This is a genomic window from Brevundimonas goettingensis, assembly GCF_017487405.1.
In the GTDB taxonomy this organism is placed as follows: Bacteria; Pseudomonadota; Alphaproteobacteria; order Caulobacterales; family Caulobacteraceae; genus Brevundimonas; species Brevundimonas goettingensis.
On the sequence record NZ_CP062222.1, the window covers coordinates 2,230,694 to 2,252,132 of the forward strand.

Here is a 21,439-nt window from a genome sequence, read left to right on the forward strand (position 1 = left end):
ACGCATGGGCGGGGCGAACGGCGGCGGACAAGACACCGGTCCCAAAACCCGCACCCAGGCCCCGCCGGACACTCGGGAATTTATATGAATTTAACGATCGTGGCCTAGCTACCGAAGGATCGACGGCTCGCGAATGACCGACTGAAGTGGCTGGTCGCGGCGAACGATTAGATCGCGGATACTTCCGAAGTACTTGGAAGGGCGCATCGGGAATAGTTGACTATGCGGATCGTGAATTGATGACTGTACTCACGACCGCCGACGCCCGGCATGAATTCCTGCGCCAGGCCCAGCGCTGCCGCGAGATGGGCTCTCCCTTCCTGGCCTCCGTTCTCGAGGCCGTGGACCGCCAGCTTCTTCACGCGCCGATCAGCGCGAACATGATCATGGACTGGTCGGGCGATCTGGCCGCGGCCGCCGTGGCCCTGCGCTTCAACGGCGCGCTCCATGCCCTCGCGCGTCGCGGCGAGCCCCAGTATCTCGCGGCCCTGTACCGCCGAGAGCATGACGACTTCGACGGCGCCGTCGCCGCCGCCCTGGCGCAGGAAGACCGCTTCATCGCCAACTGGCTGCGTGAGCCGACCCAGACCAATGAGATCGCCCGCGCGGCCGCGATCCTGTCCGGCCTGATGGCGGCGCCGCTAAATCGGCCCATGCCGTTCGAACTGCTGGAGCTCGGCTCCAGCTGCGGCCTGAACCTCAATCTCGCACGTTATGCCTATGACCTCGGCGGCCTGACCGCGGGCGACCCTGCCTCCCCCGTCCGGATCGCGCCCCGGTGGCGCGGCGCGGCGCCGACCGTCACTCCGGTGACCATCGCCTCGGCGCGCGGCGTCGACCTGCATCCGCTGAACGCCGCCGACGCCAACGACCGCGAACGCCTGCTGTCCTTCACCTGGTCGGACCAGCCCGAACGCTCGAAGCGGCTGGAAGGCGCCCTGCAGGTCGCGCTGGCCCATCCGCCGCGCATCGAACGCGGCGACGCCCTGGACTGGCTGACCGAGCAACTGGCCCAGCCGCAGGAGTTCGGACAGTGCCGCGCCATCGTCCACTCGATGTTCCTGCAGTATCTGCCCGATTGGGACCAGCAGGCGATCTCGATCATGATCGCCGCCGCCGGCGCGATGGCGACCTCCGAACGCCCCCTGATCTGGATCGGCTATGAGTGGACCAAGGACCGCACCGAGGTGGAGCTGCGCCTCACGTCCTGGCCGTCCGGCGAAACCGTCGTCCTGGCCAAGGGCCACCCCTATGGCGACTGGCTGGAATGGCTCGACGCCTCGGCGATGCCGGTGGAAGTCGCCGCCTAGGATCGCCTACGGCAGCCGGATCAGGTTCTGAACCAGACCCGGCGTCTCGACCCGCACGCGATACAGGCCGCCCAGTGTCGGCTGTTCGGCGCGCTTGTCCGCATTCCCCAGCCAGGCCGTGGTCATATAGAGGTCTTGCAGGTCCGCGCCGCCGAAGGCCGCCTTGGTCACCGTCTGCACCGGCGTCTGGATCTTGCCGATCCGCTCGCCCTCGGGCGAGTACAGCCCCACGCCCCAGCCGTTGAACAGACCGACGTGCAGCACCCCGTCGGCGCGCATGGTCGGCCCGTCGCAATAGCCGTCATCGGTCACCGCGAAGACCCGTCGGTTCGACAGCACGCCCGCCTCGTGATCGAAGGCCAGCACCGTCTTGGCCAGGGTGTCGTGGTGATACAGGGTCTTGCCGTCGGGGCTCAGGCACGGGCCGTTGGTGACGCCGTAGCCGTCGTCATGCCGAACCAGCTCGCCCTCGAACCAGCGATAGAGGGCGCCAGTCTTCTGTTCCTCAGAATCGTCCATCGACCCGAACCACAGCGAGCCGTCCGGCGCCACGAAGCCGTCGTTCAGCCGGTTCTGCGGCCGGTCTTCCTCGACGGGCAGGATCAGGGTGAAGCCGCCCGTCGCCGGATCGAACCGGTGCAGGCCGCCGCGCACGCCGCACATCAGCGACCCGTCCTCGGCCGGCAGGGCGAAGCCGATCTGGTCGGGCGCGTCCCACGACGCCTTCTCGCCGGTTGCGGGCGTATAGCGATGCAGCCGCCGCCCCTTGATGTCGACGAACCACAGGCAGGACCGGGCCGCATCCCAGACGGGGCCCTCCCCCAGCTCGGCGCCCAGATCCCAGATCAGCTCAGGTTCGGCAGTCATCAGGCGGACGGGCTCCAGGACGCGCTCCAGGCGCCGACGAAGGCGCGGGCGACAGCGCCGACCTCGCTAGCCGTCCGGCCGGGCTTGTACAAGGCGGAGCCGATGCCGAAGCCGTCGGCCCCCGCCGCGCGCCAACCGGCCATATTGGCGGGATCGACGCCGCCCACCGCATAGAGGGGCTGGCCCTTCGGCAGCACCGCCTTCACGGCCTTGACCGCACCGGGCCCTGCCAGTTCGGCCGGGAACAGCTTCAGCACATCGGCGCCCGCCTCCAGCGCCGCGAAGGCCTCCGTCGGGGTGAAGAAGCCCGGCATGGAGAAGAGGCCCAGGGCCTTGGTCCGTTCGATGACGCGCGGATTGATATTGGGCGAGATGATCAGCTGACCACCGGCTCCGGCGACGTCCTCGGCCGCCTGAGGCGTCAGCACCGTGCCCGCCCCAACCACCGCCCGGCCGTCCAGGGCGTCGCGCAGCAGGCGGATGCTCTCGAGCGGGCGCGGCGAGTTCAGCGGCACCTCCAGGCAGGTGAAGCCGGCGTCGACCAGGGCCTCGCCGACCCCGACCGCCTCTTCCGGCGTCAGGCCGCGCAGGATGGCGACCAGAGGGAGGGCGTCGAGGGCGGATTGAACAGTGAGCGTCATGGCAGGGCCTTCCAGATTCGATAGAGGCCGCGCGCCACGGCGACTTCGCCCGACACCCGGCTGACCTGCGCGAAACCGGCCAAAGCCAGGGCGCGCTCATATCGGGCCGCGACCTGTTCCTCGCCGACCACGCGAACGGGGCTGGCGCGGTCCGTCGCCTCGGCGGCCAGTTCGGCGCCGATCAGCAGGCCCGACAGAAAGTCCGCCGCGCCGTCCGGATCGAGCTGGCCCGCGAGACTGCGCACGCGGATATTGAACAGATGGGCGGTGACCGCCGGATCCGACAGGGCCAGACGCACCCCGTCGTCGAAGGCTGCGTCATGGCCGCCCGGCTGGCCCATGCCGCGCCCGATCAGGGTCGCCTCGCGCACGGCGGCGAACAGCTCTCCGGTCAGGAAGGTGCGGAATCCCGTGATCGCGCCGCCTTCGACGTGGATCCATTTGCAGTGGGTGCCCGGGGCGACCATCAGCCCGGTCTCGCCGGGCTCGAACAGACCCAGGGCCTGGGTCTCCTCGCCGCGCATGACGTCGCCGAGCCCGTTGGGTATCAGGGCGACGCCCGGGACGATGCGGATGTCGCGATCGGCGACGGGCCGGGCCAGCTGCGCCGCAAGCCCCGCGGCGTTGGCGGGACAGAAGACATAGGGCGCTTCGATCCAGCCCTGACGCGAGCCCGCCATGCCCGCGATCAGCACGGGCGCTTCGCCCAACCAGTCGCCCGCGACCTCGTCCAGCACCCCGGCGAAGGAGTCCGCGCTCAGACGCCCCGCCCCGCGCGGATCGACGCGGCGATCCAGCACCTGCCCCTCCGCGCCGAGGCGCATGACACGCAGATTGCTGGTGCCCCAATCGACTCCGATCAGTTCCGTCATGGGCGGGCCGCTACCACCAGATCGTATAGACGGCGATCAGGAAGGCGATGACGCCCACCGCGGCCAGGTTGAAGCCCAGCGTCGTCTTGTAGGTGATGTTGTCCAGCTTGATCTTCATCGCGTCGGGCTTGGCCGGAACCAGCAGGGACACGATCACCGCGGCGATCAGCGAGGCGACGAAGACGACGCCGACCCGGTTCATGAAGGGGAAGATGAACTGGCCGGTGTCCTGCAGCCACCAGAAGACGGCGGACAGAACCACTGAGCCGATCGCGGCGGTCAGGGCGCCGGCCTCGGAGGCCCGCTTCCAGAACAGGCCCAGCATGAAGATGACCACAATGCCGGGAGTGAAGAAGCCGGTGAACTCCTGAATGAACTGGAAGGCCTGATCGGCCGAGCCCAGCAGCGGACGGGCGGTCAGGACGCCAATCACCATGGCCACGACGGCGGCGACGCGGCCGACCAGCACCAGGTTCTGCTCGGAGACGTCCTTCCTGACCTTGGCATAGAGGTCCAGGGTGAAGATGGTCGAGATCGAGTTCACCTTGGAGGCCAGCGAGGCGACGATGGCGGCGATCAGGGCGGCGAAGACCAGACCCTTCAGGCCGGTCGGCAGCAGGTTCATCATCGTCGGATAGGCCTCGTCCGGCTTGGCCAGACCCGGGGCGATGATCAGGGCCGCCAGACCCGGCAGGACGATGATCACCGGCATCAGCAGCTTCAGATAGGCTGCGAAGGCGATGCCCTTCTGGGCTTCCGGCAGCGACTTGGCGGCCAGGGCGCGCTGGATGATGTACTGGTTGAAGCCCCAGTAGCTGATGTTCATGACCCACAGGCCGCCCAGCAGCACGGCGATGCCCGGCAGCTGCTGATAGTGGGGATTGTCCTTCGACAGGATCATGTCGAACTTCTCGGGGAAGCGATGCAGCAGGGCGGTGAAGCCATCGACGACGCCCGAACCGCCGGTGCTGTCGGCGATATGGTTCAGGGCGATGAAGCCGATGATCAGGCCGCCCGCGACCAGCAGGGCCACCTGCACGATATCGGTCAGGGCCACAGCCTTCAGGCCGCCCCACAGCTGATAGGCCAGGGCGAAGACGGCGATGCAGAGGATGGCCAGGTTCTGGTCGATACCGGTCACCGTGGTCACGGCGATGGAGCCCAGCCACAGGATCGAGGTCACGTTCACAAAGACGTAGAGCAGCAGCCAGAAGACGGCCATCACGTTGCGGATCGTCGGGCCGTACCGCTGCTGCAGGAACTGCGGCATGGTCACGATCTCGTTGCGCAGGAAGATCGGCAGGAAGAACTTGCCCACGATCAGCAGGGTCAGGGCCGCCATCCACTCATAGGAGGCGATGCCCAGGCCGATCACATAGCCCGAGCCGCTCATGCCGATAATCTGTTCGGCGGAGATGTTGGCCGCGATCAGCGAGGCGCCGATGGCCCACCAGGGCAGGTTCTTGGACGCCAGGAAATAGTCGGTGGAGGTCTTCTTGGCCCCCGACTTGTCGCGCGAGACCCACTGGGCCAGGCCGAAGATCGCCACGGCGTAGATAGCCAGGATGACCAGATCTATGACTGCAAGTTTCACGCGGAGTCCCCCCAAGGGCTGTCGTTCTTCGACGCTGTGGGCAGGGACGCTAGGCCAAGGGTCGGGGATCGTCCACCTGATTTTTATATCTGGCGATACATTTCATTGGTGATCACAATGAGTGTGGCGCGCGCGACGCCCGCGGCCTAGGCTGACGTCAGGAGGATTCTCGATGACCATGCAGGACGAGTCGGATCGCAAATACCGCGCTCCGGCTCTGGAAAAGGGGCTGGACGTGCTCGAGTTGCTGTCGTCTCACGGCCGTCCCATGACGCCGTCGCAGATGTCGGTGGAGCTGGGCCGGTCGGTCAGCGAACTGTTCCGCATGATTCAGGTGCTGGAGTTCCGGCACTATATCGAGGCCACGCCCGACGGCTACCGCCCCACCAACCGCCTGTTTTCGCTGGGCATGACCCAGGCGCCGGTCAAGTCGCTGACCGAAGGCGCCCTGCCGATTATGCGCGATCTGGCGCGCGACACCGTCCAGTCCTGCCACCTCGTCGTCCCGACAGAGGACCAGATCGTGGTCATCGCCCGCATCGAGAGCCCCGGCGACCTGGGCTATTCCGTGCGTCTCGGCTATCGCCGCAGCATCATCGACGCCTCGTCCGGCCTGCTCTTCTACGGCTGCGCATCCGATCGCACCCAGGTAGCCCTGAAGGCGCGTCTTGAGCCGCTCTACGACGCCGACCGTCTGGCCCGTTACTATGCCGACGCCGAGGCCGCGGCCGCGCAGGGCTTCGTCCGCCGCGCGAGCGACTTCGTCATGGGGGTCACCGATCTGGTCGCCCCGATCATGGGCGCCGACAGCGTCATCGCCACCCTGATCACCCCCTATATCCAGCACGCCGGCGCGGCCTGCGATATCGACGCCTCGCTGGAGTACCTGCGCGCGGCCGTGCGCGCCATCTCGGCGGAAATGTCGGGCATGTCGCAAGCCTGAGTCACAGGCCTGAGTCACCGGCTCAATCAAAGGCTTGGGCTCATATTCGGTAACCGCCGTTGACTTGGCGGAGACGCGCCGTCATTTTTGCCTGCAATATCGCTTTCATTGATGAAAGCAGCAAAGACGCCGCGGAGACCGCTCCCGGCAGCAGGGAAACGACATGGGCGCGATCTATCCTGACCTGGCCGGCAAGGTCGTCATCGTCACCGGCGGGGCCGGCGGCATCGGCGAGGCCATCACCCGGTCCTTCATCGCCCAGAAGGCGAAGGTCGGCTTCCTCGACATCGACGTCGTGCGCGGCGAACGTCTGGCCGCCGAGCTCGGCGCCGACGCCCGCTTCGTGAAGTGCGACCTGACCGACATCCCGGCGCTCAAGGCCGCGATCCAGACCGTTCGCGACGCCTTCGGGCCCATCGACGTCCTGATCAACAACGCCGCCCACGACGAGCGCCACGCGACGCTCGAGGTCACCGAGGACTACTGGGACGGCCGCATGGCCGTGAACCTGAAGCACCAGTTCTTCGCCGCCCAAGCGGTCCTCCCGGACATGCAGGCGACCGGCAAGGGCGCCATCGTCAACATGGGCTCGACCTCCTGGGTCATCGGCCAGGGCGGCATGCCCGCCTACACGGCGTCCAAGTCGGCGGTCATCGGCCTGACCCGCTCCCTCGCGCGCGATTTCGGCGAGTTCGGCGTGCGGGTGAACGCCATCGCCCCCGGCTGGATCATGACCGAGCGCCAGCTCGAGCTCTGGGTCACGCCCGAGACCGAGAAGAGCATCTACGAGAACCAGTGCCTGAAGCGCCGCCTCGTCCCTGACGATATCGCCAGGGTCGCCGTCTTCATGAGCTCCGACGAAGCCGGCGCCATCACCAACCAGCACTACATCGTCGACGGCGGCTGGAACTGATGACCGCTCCTTTCAAGCCTCTGAAGAAGCCCCTGCGGTCGCGCGCCTGGTTCAACAATCCGGACAACCCGGACATGACCGCCCTCTATCTTGAGCGGTATCTGAACTACGGCCTGACCCGCGAGGAGCTGCAGTCCGACAAGCCGATCATCGGCATCGCCCAGACCGGCTCGGACCTCAGCCCCTGCAACCGGCACCACATCGAACTGGCCAAGCGGGTCCGCGAAGGCATCCGTGAGGCCGGCGGCATCTGTATGGAGTTCCCGGTCCATCCGATTCAGGAGACCGGCAAGCGCCCCACGGCGGGGCTGGATCGCAACCTCGCCTACCTCGGCCTGGTGGAGAGCCTCTACGGCTATCCGCTGGACGGCGTCGTCCTGACTATCGGCTGCGACAAGACCACCCCCGCCTGCCTGATGGCCGCCGCCACCGTGGACATGCCCGCCATCGCCCTGTCGGTCGGGCCGATGCTGAACGGCTGGCACCGCGGCGAACGCACCGGCTCGGGCACAATCATCTGGAAGGCGCGCGAGATGATGGCGCGCGGCGATCTCGACTACGAAGGTTTCATCGACCTGGTCGCCACCTCGGCGCCGTCAGTCGGCTACTGCAACACCATGGGCACGGCCACGACGATGAACTCGCTGGCCGAGGCGCTCGGCATGTCCCTGCCCGGCTCGGCGGCCATTCCGGCGCCGTACCGCGAACGGGCCCAGGTCGCCTATGAGACCGGCCGGCGCATCGTCGACATGGTCCGCGAGGATCTGAAGCCGTCGGACATCCTGACCAAAGAGGCGTTCCACAACGCCATCGTCGTCAACTCGGCCATCGGCGGCTCCACCAACGCCCCCATCCACCTGACGGCCCTGGCGCGTCACGCCCACGTCGATGTGCCGCTGGAAGACTGGCAGACCAAGGGGCTGCACGTGCCCCTGCTGGTCAATCTGCAGCCGGCCGGCGCCTACCTCGGCGAGGACTACCACCAGGCCGGCGGCGTCCCCGCCGTGGTCGCCGAACTGATGCGTCAGGGGCTGATCCACGAGGGCGCCATGACGGTCAACGGCATGACCATGGGCGACAACTGCCGGAACGCCGAGATCGTCCTGCCCGACGTCATCCGCACCTTCGACACGGCGCTCAAGACCGACGCCGGCTTCGTCGTGCTCAGCGGCAGCCTGTTCAACTCGGCGGTGATGAAGCTCAGCGTCATCTCGCCCGAGTTCCGCGACCGATATCTGTCCAACCCGGACGACCCCAACGCCTTCGAAGGCCCGGTCGTCGTCTTCGACGGACCCGAGGACTATCACCACCGCATCGACGATCCGGCGACCGGGATCACCGAACAGACCCTTCTGGTTATGCGCGGCGCTGGCCCCATCGGCTATCCGGGCGCGGCCGAGGTCGTGAACATGCGGCCACCCGCCCACCTGATCAAAAAGGGGATCACCGCCCTTGCCTGCATCGGCGACGGACGCCAGTCGGGCACCTCGGGCAGTCCCTCCATCCTCAACGCCTCGCCCGAGGCGGCCGCGGGCGGGAACATCGCCCTGATCCAGACGGGCGACCGGGTGCGCATCGACCTGAACACCGGCCGTGCCGACATCCTGATCCCCGAGGCCGAGCTGGCCGAGCGTCGCGAGGGGCTCAAGGCGGCGGGCGGCTACGCCTACCCCGCCTCCCAGACGCCCTGGCAGGAGATTCAGCGGTCCATGGTCGGCCAGCTGGAGACCGGCGCCGTGCTCGAATCCGCCGTGAAATACCACCGCATCATCGACACCCTCGGGTTGCCCCGCGATAGCCACTAGCGGCGATTTTCACGGCGCATCGCGTCGCATATGAAAATTATTTTATTGACAGAAGTTCCGCGCGGCGGTTTCCTGCCTGCAAGAGGTCGGGAACAGGCCTGAGCACATCAGGGAGGCGCTGCGTTGAAGCGCGAGGTTTCACAATCGACCGTGGTTGATCGCCGCGTCCTGATGCAGGGCGCGGGTGTTCTGGCTGTCGCCTCCGCCTTCGCGCTTCCCGCCGCCGCTGCTGACCCCACCGTCGCCCGTCGCCGTGTGAAGCTGGCCTTCGACTGGAAGCATGCGCTCGGCCACGCCGCCGATATGGACAAGGATTTCGGCTTCGGCCGCGACCAGCGCACCTATGCCAAGACCGGCGGCTCCGAGAGCTCGCCCATCGCCCTGGCCGCTCTGGCGACCTTCGACGATTCCGCATGGACCACGGTTCAGGTGCCGCACGACTGGGCCATCGACCTGCCCTATGATCCGGGTCCCGGCGGCTTCAAGGACGATCAGGACGATCCCCGCGCCGCCCACGGCTACAAGGCTCTGGGCCGCGACCATCCCGAAAACAGCGTCGGCTGGTATCGGCGCAAGCTGGACATCCCGGCGGACTGGGCCGGCCAGCGGGTGGGTCTGGAGTTCGACGGCGCCTTCCGCGACGTGGTCGTCTTCCTGAACGGGATCATCGTCGACGAGCATGACGGCGGCTACACCCCCTTCACCGTCGACATCACCGACGTGGCCAAGCCCGGTCAGGACAACTGGCTGGTCGTCCGCGTCGACGCCAGCCTCGGCGAAGGCTGGTTCTACGAGGGCGCGGGCCTGTATCGCCACGTCTGGCTGACCGCGACCGCCCCCCTGCACGTTGTCCCCAACGGCGCCTTCATCCGGTCCGAACCGCGCGGTTCCGGCGCCGTCGGCAAGATCGAGGTCGCCGTCCGCAACCAGGCCGACGCTCCGCAGAACGCCACGGTCCGAACCATCGTCTCCGCCCCCAACGGTCTGGAGATGGCCCGCGCCGAGACGCCCCTGACGCTCGAGGGCTGGAGCGACGGCAAAGTCGAGGCCGACCTGCGCTGGCCCACCGCTCCCCTCTGGTCGCCCGCCGACCCGCAGCTGCATCGTCTGACCACCGAGGTCGAGGTCGACGGCGTCGTCGTGGACCGCACCGAGACCGCCTTTGGCGTCCGCTCCGCCGTCTTCGATGCCAGGCGCGGCTTCCTGCTGAACGGCGAACCGCTGAAACTGCTCGGCGCCTGCTGCCACCAGGACCACGCCGGCGTCGGCGCGGCCATTCCGGACGCCCTGCAGGACTGGCGGATCCGCCAGCTCAAGGCCATGGGCTGCAACGCCTATCGCGCCTCGCACAATCCGGCGACGCCCGAGCTGATGGACGCCTGCGACCGGCTGGGCATGCTGGTCATCGCCGAGACCCGGCGCATGTCCTCCGACGAAGAGTCGATGAAGGAACTGGCGAGCCTGATCCGCCGCGACCGCAACCGCCCATCCGTCATCGCCTGGTCGATCGGCAATGAGGAACAGGCCATCCAGGGCAACGAGACCGGCGCCGCCGTCGCCCGCACCATGAAGCGGATGGTCAACCGGCTGGACCCTTCCCGCCCGGTCACGGCGGCCAAGGATCAGGACTTCGACACCGGCGTCTCGCGCGTCGTCGACATCCTCGGCTTCAACTACCGCACGCCCCAGATGGAGGGCTATCACGCCCGTTTCCCGGACCAGCCGATCATGGGCACGGAGACCGGCAGCACCGTCTCGACCCGCGGCGAATATATCCTCGACGTTCCGGGCCACATCGTCCCAGCCTATGACCGCGAACATCCCTGGTGGGCCTCGACGGCCGAGGACTGGTGGACCATCGCGGCGGAGCGTCCCTACATCGCGGGCGGCTTCATCTGGACCGGCTTCGACTATCGCGGCGAGCCCACGCCCTACGCCCGCTGGCCCAGCGTCGGCTCCTACTTCGGCGCGATGGACTCCTGCGGCTTCCCGAAGGACAATTTCTGGTACTACCGCGCCTGGTGGCGGCCCGAGCCCCTGCTGCACCTCTTCCCGCACTGGAACTGGGAAGGCCGCGAGGGCCAGGACGTCGAGGTCTGGGTCCATTCCAATCTCGACCGCGTCGAACTGTTCCTGAACGGCCGCTCGGTCGGAGCCAGGGACGTCGTCGCCAATCGGCACCTGGCCTGGATGGTCCCCTACGCCCCCGGGGTGCTGGAGGCGCGCGGCTGGAAGAACGGCCGCCTGGTCGCGACCCAGCGCCGCGAGACCGCCGGCGACCCTGCGGCCCTGACCCTGACCATCGATCGCAACGCGCTCAGCGCCGACGGCGAGGACGTGGGCATGATCACCGCGAGCGTGGTCGACCGCCGTGGCCGCCCCTGCCCGCACGCCGACGATCTGGTCGTGTTCGAGGTCTCGGGCGACGCCCGCGTCATCGGCGTGGGAAACGGCAATCCGGTTAGCCACGAGGCCGACCGCGCCGACCGCAGAAAACTCTTCAACGGACTGGCCCAGGCCATTCTGCAAGCCGGCCGCACGGGCGGCGCCATCACCGTCACCGCACGCGCCGAGGGCCTCCGCCCCGCCGTCCTGCGGCTCGACGCCCACACTGTCAGACAATCGACCTGAAATCAGGCGAACCAGGGGAGGACACCATGACCATCAAGAGAAAGACCCTCATCGCAGCCGGCGTCTCCGCCGCCGCCTTGTTCACGGCCGCCGCGCCGGCGTTTGCTCAGTCGGGCGCCCAGACGGCCCCGGCTCCGGCCCAGACGGATGACGCCGCCCAGGTCGACGAAGTCGTCGTCACCGGCATCCGCGGCTCGCTGCGCAGCGCCATCGGGGTGAAGCGCAATTCCGACCTCGTCATCGAGGCCATCTCCTCGCAGGACATCGGCCAGCTGCCGAACGTCACCATCGCCGAGGAACTGGTCCGCCTGCCCGGCATCAACGGCACCCGCGACCGCGGCAACCAGAGCCAGGCCGCCATCCGGGGCCTCGGCCCGCGCCTCGTCCTCGGCCTCGTCAACGGCCGCGAGGTCGCCTCGTCCGAGCCCGACCGCAACATCCGCTGGGAAATCTATCCCTCCGAGATCGTCTCCGGCGTGCAGGTCTACAAGTCCCAGTCGGCCGACCTGGTCTCCGGCGGCATTGCCGGCACCATCGACATCCGCACCGTCCGCCCGCTCGACTATCGCGGCCCCGAGTTCGTCGGCACCGCCGGGGCGGTCTACTATGACGCGGGCAAGGACCTGCCCGACTATGACCCGACCGGCTACCGCCTGAGCGCCAACGTCACCCACCCGGTCTCGGATACCCTGGGCGTCGCCCTCGGCGCGACCCATCAGGTCCAGAAGAACGGCTATTCGACCTTCGAGGGCTGGGGCTGGAACGATGCGGCGACCGGCGGCTCGGCCGGGGACGTCGATGGCGACGGCGATCTGGACGCGACCTTCTGGGGCGCCCAGACCCAGGTCAAGCGCCTGACCGAGACCCGCAACGGCGTCAACGGCGCCCTGCAATGGAAGCCGTCCGACCAGTTCGAACTGAACCTCGACATCCTCTATTCGGACATCAAGATCGACGAGGACCAGAACCAGATCTGGTACGGCAACAACGGCGCCTACGGGAACTACGGCGGCAGCTCCGCCTGGGCCTACGGCGACCCGACGGCCTCCTACACCATCATCAACAACACCGTGGTGGCGGCGCGCCTGCCCTATGCCTCGGTCACCAACGTCATCGCCAAATACACCGAGGACAAGACCCTGTTCGCCACCGGCCTGAACGGCAAGTGGACCTCGGGGGACTGGACCCTGACCGGCGACCTCGCCTACTCGAAGGCCGAGCGCGAGAACATGTGGCGCGCGATCTTCACCGAGCAGTATCCGGCCATGGCCGGCGTCGACATGACCCCCGGCCGGACGCCCTCGGCCTACGCCAGCTATGACACCGGCGACGTCTCCTTCCAGCCGCTGCAGAGCTACCGTCCGGCCCAGGCCGACGGCGGCAACCTGTCGGACGAACTGACCTCGGCGCGCTTCGACGTCTCGCACTACGCGGGAGACACCGGCTTCACCGAGCTGTCGTTCGGCGCCCGCGTCACGGACCGCACGAAGGAATATACGCGGACCTTCTGGACCCAGGCGCCGATCATCGCAACCCTGCCGGCCAGCATCCTGACCAGCTTCAAGGTCTCGGACTTCGACACCCCTTCCTTCATCAACGGCGACTTCGACGCCGTGGCCAAGGCCGCCATCGGCGGCTTCGTCCAGCCGGCCAACAGCACCGACACCGCCTCGGGCTGGTCGGTCGATGAGACCGTCGCCGAAGCCTATGTGAAGGCCAAGTTCGCCGGGACCATCGGCGGCCTGCCGTTCACCGGCAACGTCGGCGCCCGCGCGGTTCAGGTCGAAACCACCAGCCACGGCTATGAATCCGTCAACGGCGGCGCCTTGTCGCCGGTCAGCATCGACAACGACCACTTCCAGCTGCTGCCCAGCCTGAACCTGACCCTGTCTCTGGCCGAAGGTCAGCAGCTGCGCTTCGGCCTGGCCCGCACCATGGCCCGTCCGCCGCTGGACGAGCTGCGCGCCGGCCGGACGCTCTACAACACCACCCCGCCGCCCACAGGCTCGGCCGGCAACCCGCTGCTGGAGCCCTACATCGCCAACCAGGTCGACCTGTCCTACGAATTCTACTTCGCGCCGGAGGCCCTGTTCGCCGCAGCGGTCTATTACAAGGACGTCGAGAGCCACATCGGCTATTCGACCCAGCCGGTGACCATCAACGGCGTGACCTACAACGTCACCGGCCCGTTCAACGGCGACGGCGGCGGCATCAGCGGCGCCGAGTTCACCTTCCAGACCCCGTTCAGCTTCGTGCCGGCGCTGGAAAACTTCGGCATCTACGCCAACTTCGCCTACGTCCATTCCGACGTGAAGGAATTCTACCCGGCCAACAACCCGCTGGAGTCCACAGGCCTGGCCAAGGAGACAGCGACGGTCGACCTCTGGTACTCGGACGGCAAGCTGGAAAGCCGTCTGGGCTACAAGTACCACAGCCCCTTCACCGTCATCACCGGCTGGGACGGCTCGGCCCTGCGCACGCTGGAAAGCGAGGCCACACTCGACTTCAGCGCCTCCTATCAGCTGACCTCGAACCTCGGCTTCCGCTTCCAGGCCAGCAACCTGACCGATGAAGAGGTCCGGGTTCACTACGACAACGACGTGAACCGTCTGGCCAGCGAGACGCGCTTCGGCCGTCGCTTCAGCCTCGACGCCACCTTCCGCTACTAAAGCCTGCGCGGCCTGACCTTCCTGCTATCCAACACCGGAGAATGACGATCCGCCGCCTTGCTCTTCCCGCTCTCGCCGCCCTCCTCGCCCTGCCCGCGCAGGCTCAGGAGGCGGGCCGACCGGCGCCCTTCTACTTCGGCGCCGACCTGTCCTATGTGAACGAGATGGAAGACTGCGGCGCCGTCTATCGCAAGGACGGTCAGGCCCGCGATCCGTACCAGCTGTTCGCCGAGCTCGGGACCAACCTGGTCCGGGTGCGCATCTGGCACAACGCCGACTGGACCAAGTACAGCGACCTCGACGACGCGCGCGAGACCATCCGCCGCGCCCGCGCCGCCGGCATGGAGGTCCTGCTCGACTTCCACTATTCCGACGACTGGGCCGACGGCGACAAGCAGATCGTGCCCGCCGCCTGGCGATCAATCCGCGACGACGTCCCCGCCCTGTCCCAGGCCGTCTACGACTACACCTTCCAGACCCTGCGCACCCTCGACGCCGAGGGGCTGATGCCGGATCAGGTGCAGGTCGGCAACGAAACCAACCCCGAGCTGATGGGCGAGGCGGACTGGAAGACCACCCACGCCGGGATCAACTGGGACCGCAACGCAGCCCTGCTCAACGCCGGGATCAAGGCCGTCCGCGACGCCGGCGCCCAGTCGAAGATCCAGCCCCTGGTGATGCTGCACATCGCCCAGCCCGAGAACGTCGAGCCCTGGTTCGCCGCTGCCTGGGCCCACGGCGTCACCGACTTCGACCTGATCGGCGTCAGCTACTACCGCAAATGGTCGACGCGCAGCCTCGACGGTCTGGAGCAGACCATCAACCGCCTGCGCCACCGCTATCCGGCCGAGGTGGTGGTGGTCGAGACGGCCTATCCCTTCACCACGGACTCGGCAGACAGTTCCCCCAATCTGCTGGGCGAGGACTCCCTTCTGCCCGACTATCCCGCGACCTACGAGGGCCAGCGCCAGTATATGATCGACCTGACCCAACGCGTGAAGTTCGCGGGCGGCGTGGGCGTGGTCTATTGGGAGCCGGCCTGGGTCTCGACCTCCTGCTCGACCCGCTGGGGCCAGGGCTCGAACTGGGAAAACTCCACCTACTTCGACTGGCGCAACGGCAATGAGCCGACCCCGGCGGCGACCTTCGCCCAGACGACCTATCAGGAGCCGGCGCCGATCACCCTGACCATCCGTCGCCCGGCGGGTCAGACCGGTCCTCTGTGGCTGTGGGGCGACTTCCTCGGCTCGAACGAGATCATCGCCCGGCTATCGCCTGCCGCCTCGGACCCGACGCTCTACACCTACACGACCACCACCCGGCCAGACACGAGCATCAAATTCCAGGTCTTCGACCGCCGGCCGTTCGACCAAGGCCTGCTCGGCGACGGCAAGATGGTCGAGGCCAAGGTCGCCGCAGAGGGCCTGACCGCCAGCTACACGGTCGGCCGGTAGGTCAAACGTCCCCGAGTCAGACGTCCGCGAGGGTGGCGCGCATTCGGGCGATATCCGCCGTGCGTCCGGTAAAGACTTCGAACGACTTCGCCGCCTGGCCCACGACCATGCCGATCCCGGTCAGGGTGGCGCATCCCCGCGCCCTCGCGGCCTTCAGGAACTCGGTCTCCGCCGGCGTATAGATGATGTCGGCCGCCCAGATTCCCTCGGGGATCAGGCCGGCCGACAGGGGCATGCCGGGATAGGTCTTCATGCCGATCGGACTGGTCTGGACGATGCCGGTCACGCCTTCGCAGGCCGCCGCCGCGCTCGGCTGGGCCGCGATCGTCCGGCCCGGCCAAGCGATGGCCATATGGGCCGCCAGGGCCTTGGCCCTTTCGCGCGCCGGGTCATAGAGGCGGATCTCCCGCGCCCCGAGGCTGAGCAGGGCGTAGCAGATGGCCGCGCTGGCCCCGCCCGCCCCGATGACGGCGACGTGGCTCAGGTCGGCGTCCGGCAGTCCCTCGGTCATCGAATGGGCGAAGCCGACCCAGTCGGTGTTGTGGCCGATCCGCCGACCGTCGCGCACCACCACCGTATTGACGGCTCCCAGCACCGCCGCCTCGGGCGACAGCTCGGCCAGCAAGGGCAGCACCGCCTGTTTGTAGGGATGGGTGATGTTGAATGCCGAAAAGCCCAGCCGCTCGGCCCAGCCCAGCACCTCGGCCAGATCCGCGACCCCCAGCCCCAGCGCGGCCAGATCGATCAGCTGGTAGTGCGCCTTCAGCCCCTGGGCCGCGGCCTCCGCGTGATGCAGGTCTGGGCTTCTGGAGAACTGGATGCCGTCGCCGACGAGGCCGATCAGGAAGCGGTCCTCAGCCTTTGACATGCGTCGGCTCCGCGGGCGTGGTCAGGCGGGTGGCGGCGGCGCAGATCAGCATGGGCACGGCATAGACCCCGAACAGGATCGGAAGGGACGCTCCCGAGGCGATCAGATATCCGCCCAGCCACGGACCGATGATCGCCCCGCCCCGGCCGATGCCATAGGCCCAACCGATGCCGGTCGCCCGCACCCCTTCGGGATAGACGGAGGCCGCCAGCGGATAGATGCCGTTGAACCCGCCCTGCAGCAGCACCCCGATCATGAAGGCGGTGAACAGGGTCAGGGCCACCGACATCGGCACCAGTCCAAAGACCAGCATGGCCACGGTCGCGCCGACGAGGAAGGTCGGGATCACCCGGGTCAGCGGCTGCCGCACCGACAGGCTGCTCATGATCACCGTCCCGACGAAGGCACCCAGATTGTACAGGGTCCCGGCATAGATGCCGTTGGTCTCGGACAGGCCCGCCTGGATGGCCAGACGCGGCACCCAGCTGACGATGTAGTAGAGCACCATGAAGCCGGAGAAGACGGCGATCCACAGCAAGAGGGTGTTCTTCAGGAAGCCCTTGGACACCAGGGCCTTGAACGAGGTCGCCTTGAGCGCGCGCAGGGCCTCGGGCGAGGTTTTGGGCAGGATCAGCCAGGCGGCCGGCAGCATGACCACCGTCAGCACCCCGGCCCAGAGCAGCAGCGGCTGCCAGCCGTGGGTCGGCAACAGGGCCGCGACGACCAGCCCCGTCCCCACGGCCGCCAGCGGATAGCCGCCCTGAACGATGCCGACCGCAAGGCTGCGATATTTGCGCGGGGCGACCTCGGCGGTCAGGGCCGCCATGGTGGTCAGGACCGTGCCGATGCCGGCGCCGACCACGACCCGCGCGGCCATCAGCTCGTAGACATTGGTGACGAAGCCGCAGGCGACCATGCCGATCGACATCAGGGTCAGGGCGGTCATGATCAGGGGCTTGCGCCCAAACCGGTCGGCCAAGGGCGCGACCAGCAGACAGCCGATGGCCATCCCACCCAGGCCCGCGCTGAACACCAGACCCAGGGTGCTGGGCGACAGGCTCCAGTCGCGGCTCAGGGCCGGACCGACATAGGACATGGCCACGATGTCCATGCCGTCGATCATGTTTATGACGAAGCACAAGGCCACCGCGATGAAGGCCTTGAAGGTCCAGCGGCCGGAGCCTTTCGACCCATCAGCGACATCCGATGAGCCCTGAGAGGACGACCCCTGTGAAAACGCCATGAGACAACCAATCCGAACGCTGGAAAGAGAGACGCGGGCGACGGCGCCGCCGCTGCCCGCGAAAGGTCGAAGGAACTAGAAGTTGGCGGTCAGGGTGACGCCGACATAGCGGTGGAAGTCACGCGGCAGGGCCTGGGCCACCGCCCCCGCGCCGCCGACCGAACCCGAGATCCGGCGCAGGCCGGCGACGTATTGCTCGTCGAACAGGTTCTTGACGAAGACGGTGACCTTGTAGCGGTCGTCGGGCGAAGAGGCCGCGACGCTGAGGTTGGCCACACCGTACGACGGCCTTAGCCAGACCGAGTTCGGATTGTTGGCGTCGGCCAGGTTGGTGAACAGGGTTTCGGACGTCCAGGCATAGTTGCCGTTGACCATCATGCCCCAGCCGGCGACGTCGAAATTATAGGTGCCGCTGAAGCCGTATTTGGTGTCGGGCGCGTTCAGGGGCATGCCGCCCTTGACGTTCACGCCGCTGACGAACAGGTCGCCGAACTGGTTGTCCGCGAACAGGAAATTCCCCGACAGCGTCAGTCCCGGCATCGGGTAGAAGGTGATGTCGCCCTCGAACCCGCTGGTGTCCAGTTCGCCCGCCGAGCGCAGCACGGGCGCGCCCGAGCCGTCCGCCCCCGCCGAGGTGGTCTGATACCCCTCGAACTGGGTGTTGTAGTAGTCGACGTTGATCGACAGCCGGCGATCGAAGAACCGGCCCTTGAAGCCGACTTCCCACGACTTCGACGTCTCCGGCGCCACCGGCGAGGTGTTGAACCCGTCCTGGGTCAGATACATGTCGGCGTCGACCGCCTCGCCCTTGTAGCCCTTGGCCCAGGACGCATAGGCGGTCAGGTCGTCGGTGAACTCATAGCGGGCTGACAGCTTCCCGATCAGTTCACTGTCGCTGTAGCTGCGGCGGAAGTTGAAGGCCGGGGTGCCGACATTGGCGCCCGGCGCGACCTGTCCGGCCGGGTTGGTGCCGACGCCGCCGCCGATGTGGTCGCCGTTCGGGCCGGTCACCTTGCGGTGGTACCAGTCGAGGTCTTCCTTCAGATAGCGGAAGCCGCCGGTCAGGGTCAGGCCGCCGAAGGGCCGGACGTTCAGATTGCCGAACACCGCCTGGTTGGTGGTGTCCACCTGGGTGATCATGTCGGCCAGCACATAGGCCGTGTCGCGGGCCACCACGACCGTGGTCGGGGTCGGGAAGACGACGTTGCCGGCGATATTGGACCGCACCCCCGCGATGGTCAGGTCCCGCTCGACGAAGGAGTCGTAGTAGAAGGCGCCCAGGATGAAGTCGTAGTGCTCATAGACCGGCGAGGTCAGCCGGAATTCCTGCGAGAAGGTGTCGTTCAGTTCCAGGCTGTTGCTCTCGCCGAAGACGCCGTTGCGCGACGCCCGTTCGATCGGATTGAGCAACAGGGCCGACAGTCGGGTCATGGCGTCAGCCTGGCTGATGCCGGGGACGGTCGCACTATAAAGCTGTTGGGCCGTCACCCCGGTGAAGGGGGCGTTGGTGCCGTCGCGGTCGCGGATGGCGTAGTCGCGGAACTCGCGATAGGCGGTCAGGGAGGTCAGGGTCATGCCGCCGAAGACGTCGAAATTGCCTTCCAGCGAGACGCCGCGGTTCTCCTGAGAACCCTCCTGCACCGTGTTCAGATTGACGTATTCATTGTCCGGCCCGACCGGGGTGCCGGTGAAGGCGGCGGTGACATTGCCGGAGGCGGCGGCGACGCGCAGCGGCTCGGCGCAGCAGTCGGCGATCCGCTTGGAGGCGTCGGCGGCCAGCAGGAAGTTGATCCCCGCGCGCGGCTCCCACTCCAGCTTGCCGCGCACCCCATAGCTCTCGACATTGTTGACCGTGTCGCCGGTCTTGATGTCGGTCACCTGGCCGTCGTTCTCGCGGTAGTAGGTGTACAGCCGGTGCCAGGGTGTCGTTGATCGGTCCCGTCAGGCTCAGCTCGCCCCGGTGCTCATTGGCCTCGGCCAGGGTCAGGGAGGCGCGGCCCTCGAAATGCTCGCGGTTGGGGCGGCGAGTGACGATATTGACCGCGCCGGCCGAGGCGTTCTTGCCCTGCAGCGTGCCCTGCGGCCCATTCAGAACCTCGACCTGTTCGATGTCGGCCAAGCCGTCGAAGGCGGCGCCGGGGCGGGTGTAGACCACGCCATCGATGATCGTCGCCACACTGGGCTCGACCCCGACCGAAAAGGATTCCGTGCCGATCCCGCGGATCGAGAAGTTGAACAGTCGCGCCTCGTCCGCCGCCTGGAAGTTCAGCGTCGGCGCCAGCTGGGGAAAGTCCTGCGGATTGGCGATCTGGGCGTTCTCGAGCGTCTCTTCCGAGATCACGGCCACGCTGGCCGGAACGTCCTGCAGCGACTCCTTGCGCTTGTTGGCCGTGACGACGATTTCGCCGACGGTGGTGGCCTCTTCCTGCGCCGGTTGCGGCGTGGCGCTCTGGGCCAGTGCGGCCCCGGGAACCATGATCAGAGAGCAGGCCGCCATCAGCAGGCGTGACTTGGTCGACAGGTGGTTCGGCATCCAGGTTTCCCCCTCAGGAAAAGCCACTCGCAATGCGCGTGGCGGTTTTTGTCGGCCGATTTTCAAACCGGCTCTTGAGGGGTATTGGCTGTGAAGCGCGCCGCTAACGCAAATACCAAGAAAGGCGCTTGCCATAACGGAGTGTTATGAGACCGGAATGCTGATCGCGGCCTAATCCATTGGATGATTTGCGACAAACTCCTCGGTCAGCTCTTCGAAGCGTCGGCCGATCTTGGAGCGCGGTGCGAATTTGCCGCGATGCAGATAGACCGGCATCGTCAACGCCCGGTCGAAACCGACGATGACCAGCTCGTCCGACGGAAATCCTCGAATCGTGAATTCGTCGACCAGGGCGATGCCGTGCCCCTGGCGCACGAAGGCGCAGGCCGTTTCGGCGAAGCGGACGGTGGTGGCGCGGTTCAGGCCCGGCTCGACATCGGCCATCAGATCGCGGGCCAGCTGGCCGTGCGGCGACGATTCCCTCAGGCCGATGATCCGCTCGCCCGCCAGGTCCTGGGCCGAGATGACCGTGCGGTCCGCGAGGCGATGGCCGGGCGGCAGGGCCGCGACCAGCCGGCCGCGACCGATGATCCGGCTCTCGATGTTCGGATGGCTGACGTCGAACACGCTCAGCGCATATTCGCCCCGCTCGCGCACCAGATAGTCCGAGATCTCGTCGACCGGCAGGACGTCGAACTGGATGCGCAGCTCCGGGAACTGGTCGACCAGTTTGCGCAGGATCGCCGGCACCATATGGTTCGACAGCGAAGGCGAGGCGCCCAGTTTGAACTCGTGGCTCTCGCCCGTGCGGATGCGCTCCAGCAGACCGTCCAGATCGTTCATGACGCCATAGATGGCCTGGACCTCGCGGAAGATGCGCTCGGCCTCACGCGTCGGGATCATCCCGCCCGCCCCGCGCTCGAACAGGGCGAAGCCGAGCCGCGATTCCGTGTGTTTGAGCAGCCGGCTGACCCCGGGCTGGGAGCAGTTCAGCATCCGCGCCGCTCCGCTGACCGATTTGGTCGTCATCACCGCCCGAAACACCTCGATCTGGCGCAGGTTCAGCATCGGAGCCCCATAACTGAGAGTTATTGAA

16 protein-coding genes are annotated in these 21,439 nt (G+C 67.3%); 7 read left to right on the top strand and 9 right to left on the bottom strand.

Translation table 11 applies throughout. The features are described 5' to 3' along the window. Nucleotides 1-239 precede the first annotated feature (239 nt). Nucleotides 240-1,310 (top strand): DUF2332 domain-containing protein, encoded by a 1,071-nt coding sequence (locus IFJ75_RS11110; RefSeq protein ID WP_207868167.1) that lies wholly within the window; start codon nt 240-242, stop codon nt 1,308-1,310. Nucleotides 1,311-1,316: 6 nt separating this feature from the next. On the opposite strand, the gene IFJ75_RS11115 is transcribed toward IFJ75_RS11110, so the two are convergent. The 4 genes from IFJ75_RS11115 to IFJ75_RS11130 are packed head-to-tail and all read right to left on the bottom strand — an operon-like array spanning nt 1,317 to nt 5,284. Then, nucleotides 1,317-2,177, bottom strand: coding sequence for an SMP-30/gluconolactonase/LRE family protein (locus IFJ75_RS11115; protein WP_207868169.1), 861 nt, complete (start codon nt 2,175-2,177; stop codon nt 1,317-1,319). Next, a complete protein-coding gene (locus IFJ75_RS11120) occupies nt 2,177-2,818 on the bottom strand; it encodes a 2-dehydro-3-deoxy-6-phosphogalactonate aldolase (RefSeq protein WP_207868171.1) in 642 nt (213 codons plus the stop codon). The genes IFJ75_RS11115 and IFJ75_RS11120 overlap by 1 nt, the downstream gene beginning before the upstream one ends. After that, nucleotides 2,815-3,690 (bottom strand): 2-dehydro-3-deoxygalactonokinase, encoded by an 876-nt coding sequence (locus IFJ75_RS11125; RefSeq protein WP_207868173.1) that lies wholly within the window; start codon nt 3,688-3,690, stop codon nt 2,815-2,817. Before IFJ75_RS11125 ends, IFJ75_RS11120 begins: the two co-directional genes overlap by 4 nt. A gap of 10 nt (nt 3,691-3,700) precedes the next feature. Continuing rightward, nucleotides 3,701-5,284 carry a sodium/sugar symporter gene (locus IFJ75_RS11130; protein WP_207868175.1) on the bottom strand — a complete coding sequence of 528 codons (1,584 nt, stop codon included), beginning with the start codon at nt 5,282-5,284 and terminating at the stop codon, nt 3,701-3,703. 172 nt (nt 5,285-5,456) lie between these two features. On the opposite strand from IFJ75_RS11130, the gene IFJ75_RS11135 reads away from it, so the two are divergent. The 6 genes from IFJ75_RS11135 (at nt 5,457) to IFJ75_RS11160 (ending at nt 15,699) form a co-directional block, all read left to right on the top strand. Beyond that, entirely contained in the window at nt 5,457-6,227 is a 771-nt protein-coding gene (locus IFJ75_RS11135; protein WP_207868177.1) for an IclR family transcriptional regulator, read from the top strand. 163 nt (nt 6,228-6,390) lie between these two features. Beyond that, on the top strand, nt 6,391-7,140 hold the full coding sequence (locus IFJ75_RS11140; RefSeq protein ID WP_207868179.1) for an SDR family NAD(P)-dependent oxidoreductase: 750 nt from the start codon (nt 6,391-6,393) through the stop codon (nt 7,138-7,140). Beyond that, the gene (locus tag IFJ75_RS11145) at nt 7,140-8,945 is read left to right on the top strand and encodes an IlvD/Edd family dehydratase (RefSeq protein WP_207868180.1); all 1,806 of its coding nucleotides are present in this window, start codon (nt 7,140-7,142) and stop codon (nt 8,943-8,945) included. The genes IFJ75_RS11140 and IFJ75_RS11145 overlap by 1 nt, the downstream gene beginning before the upstream one ends. A 171-nt stretch (nt 8,946-9,116) precedes the next feature. Beyond that, the gene (galA, locus tag IFJ75_RS11150; RefSeq protein ID WP_207932584.1) at nt 9,117-11,576 is read left to right on the top strand and encodes a beta-galactosidase GalA; all 2,460 of its coding nucleotides are present in this window, start codon (nt 9,117-9,119) and stop codon (nt 11,574-11,576) included. Between the two features lie 26 nt (nt 11,577-11,602). Continuing rightward, entirely contained in the window at nt 11,603-14,245 is a 2,643-nt protein-coding gene (locus tag IFJ75_RS11155; RefSeq protein WP_207868182.1) for a TonB-dependent receptor, read from the top strand. A gap of 41 nt (nt 14,246-14,286) precedes the next feature. Next, entirely contained in the window at nt 14,287-15,699 is a 1,413-nt protein-coding gene (locus tag IFJ75_RS11160) for a glycoside hydrolase family 53 protein (protein WP_225896787.1), read from the top strand. Between the two features lie 16 nt (nt 15,700-15,715). Here the strand turns inward: IFJ75_RS11160 and IFJ75_RS11165 are convergent, their stop codons facing one another. The 5 genes from IFJ75_RS11165 to IFJ75_RS11180 all read right to left on the bottom strand — a co-directional run bounded on the left by IFJ75_RS11165 (nt 15,716) and on the right by IFJ75_RS11180 (nt 21,411). After that, nucleotides 15,716-16,567: a shikimate dehydrogenase gene (locus IFJ75_RS11165; RefSeq protein ID WP_207868184.1), complete on the bottom strand. Its 852-nt coding sequence runs from the start codon at nt 16,565-16,567 to the stop codon at nt 15,716-15,718. Continuing rightward, nucleotides 16,554-17,810, bottom strand: a complete 1,257-nt coding sequence (locus tag IFJ75_RS11170; protein ID WP_207868186.1) for an MFS transporter — start codon at nt 17,808-17,810, stop codon at nt 16,554-16,556. The genes IFJ75_RS11165 and IFJ75_RS11170 overlap by 14 nt, the downstream gene beginning before the upstream one ends. A 75-nt stretch (nt 17,811-17,885) precedes the next feature. Further along, nucleotides 17,886-19,385 carry a TonB-dependent receptor gene (locus IFJ75_RS11175; protein ID WP_318781104.1) on the bottom strand — a complete coding sequence of 500 codons (1,500 nt, stop codon included), beginning with the start codon at nt 19,383-19,385 and terminating at the stop codon, nt 17,886-17,888. Between the two features lie 85 nt (nt 19,386-19,470). Further along, nucleotides 19,471-20,478, bottom strand: a complete 1,008-nt coding sequence (locus IFJ75_RS19740) for a TonB-dependent receptor (RefSeq protein ID WP_225896788.1) — start codon at nt 20,476-20,478, stop codon at nt 19,471-19,473. Nucleotides 20,479-20,514: 36 nt separating this feature from the next. After that, nucleotides 20,515-21,411, bottom strand: coding sequence for a LysR family transcriptional regulator (locus tag IFJ75_RS11180; RefSeq protein WP_207868190.1), 897 nt, complete (start codon nt 21,409-21,411; stop codon nt 20,515-20,517). Nucleotides 21,412-21,439: the final 28 nt, after the last annotated feature.

What these genes read in the sequence shown, in the direction of transcription:
- IFJ75_RS11120 (WP_207868171.1), bottom strand. Translation starts at nt 2,818, where the DNA reads ATGACGCTCACTGTTCAATCCGCCCTCGACGCCCTCCCTCTGGTCGCC.
- IFJ75_RS11115 (WP_207868169.1), bottom strand. Translation starts at nt 2,177, where the DNA reads ATGACTGCCGAACCTGAGCTGATCTGGGATCTGGGCGCCGAGCTGGGG.
- IFJ75_RS11140 (WP_207868179.1), top strand. Translation starts at nt 6,391, where the DNA reads ATGGGCGCGATCTATCCTGACCTGGCCGGCAAGGTCGTCATCGTCACC.
- IFJ75_RS11125 (WP_207868173.1), bottom strand. Translation starts at nt 3,690, where the DNA reads ATGACGGAACTGATCGGAGTCGATTGGGGCACCAGCAATCTGCGTGTC.
- IFJ75_RS11180 (WP_207868190.1), bottom strand. Translation starts at nt 21,411, where the DNA reads ATGCTGAACCTGCGCCAGATCGAGGTGTTTCGGGCGGTGATGACGACC.
- IFJ75_RS11135 (WP_207868177.1), top strand. Translation starts at nt 5,457, where the DNA reads ATGACCATGCAGGACGAGTCGGATCGCAAATACCGCGCTCCGGCTCTG.
- IFJ75_RS19740 (WP_225896788.1), bottom strand. Translation starts at nt 20,478, where the DNA reads ATGGCAAGCGCCTTTCTTGGTATTTGCGTTAGCGGCGCGCTTCACAGC.
- IFJ75_RS11165 (WP_207868184.1), bottom strand. Translation starts at nt 16,567, where the DNA reads ATGTCAAAGGCTGAGGACCGCTTCCTGATCGGCCTCGTCGGCGACGGC.
- IFJ75_RS11170 (WP_207868186.1), bottom strand. Translation starts at nt 17,810, where the DNA reads ATGGCGTTTTCACAGGGGTCGTCCTCTCAGGGCTCATCGGATGTCGCT.
- IFJ75_RS11175 (WP_318781104.1), bottom strand. Translation starts at nt 19,385, where the DNA reads ATGACCCTGACCTCCCTGACCGCCTATCGCGAGTTCCGCGACTACGCC.
- galA (WP_207932584.1), top strand. Translation starts at nt 9,117, where the DNA reads ATGCAGGGCGCGGGTGTTCTGGCTGTCGCCTCCGCCTTCGCGCTTCCC.
- IFJ75_RS11145 (WP_207868180.1), top strand. Translation starts at nt 7,140, where the DNA reads ATGACCGCTCCTTTCAAGCCTCTGAAGAAGCCCCTGCGGTCGCGCGCC.
- IFJ75_RS11160 (WP_225896787.1), top strand. Translation starts at nt 14,287, where the DNA reads ATGACGATCCGCCGCCTTGCTCTTCCCGCTCTCGCCGCCCTCCTCGCC.
- IFJ75_RS11155 (WP_207868182.1), top strand. Translation starts at nt 11,603, where the DNA reads ATGACCATCAAGAGAAAGACCCTCATCGCAGCCGGCGTCTCCGCCGCC.
- IFJ75_RS11110 (WP_207868167.1), top strand. Translation starts at nt 240, where the DNA reads ATGACTGTACTCACGACCGCCGACGCCCGGCATGAATTCCTGCGCCAG.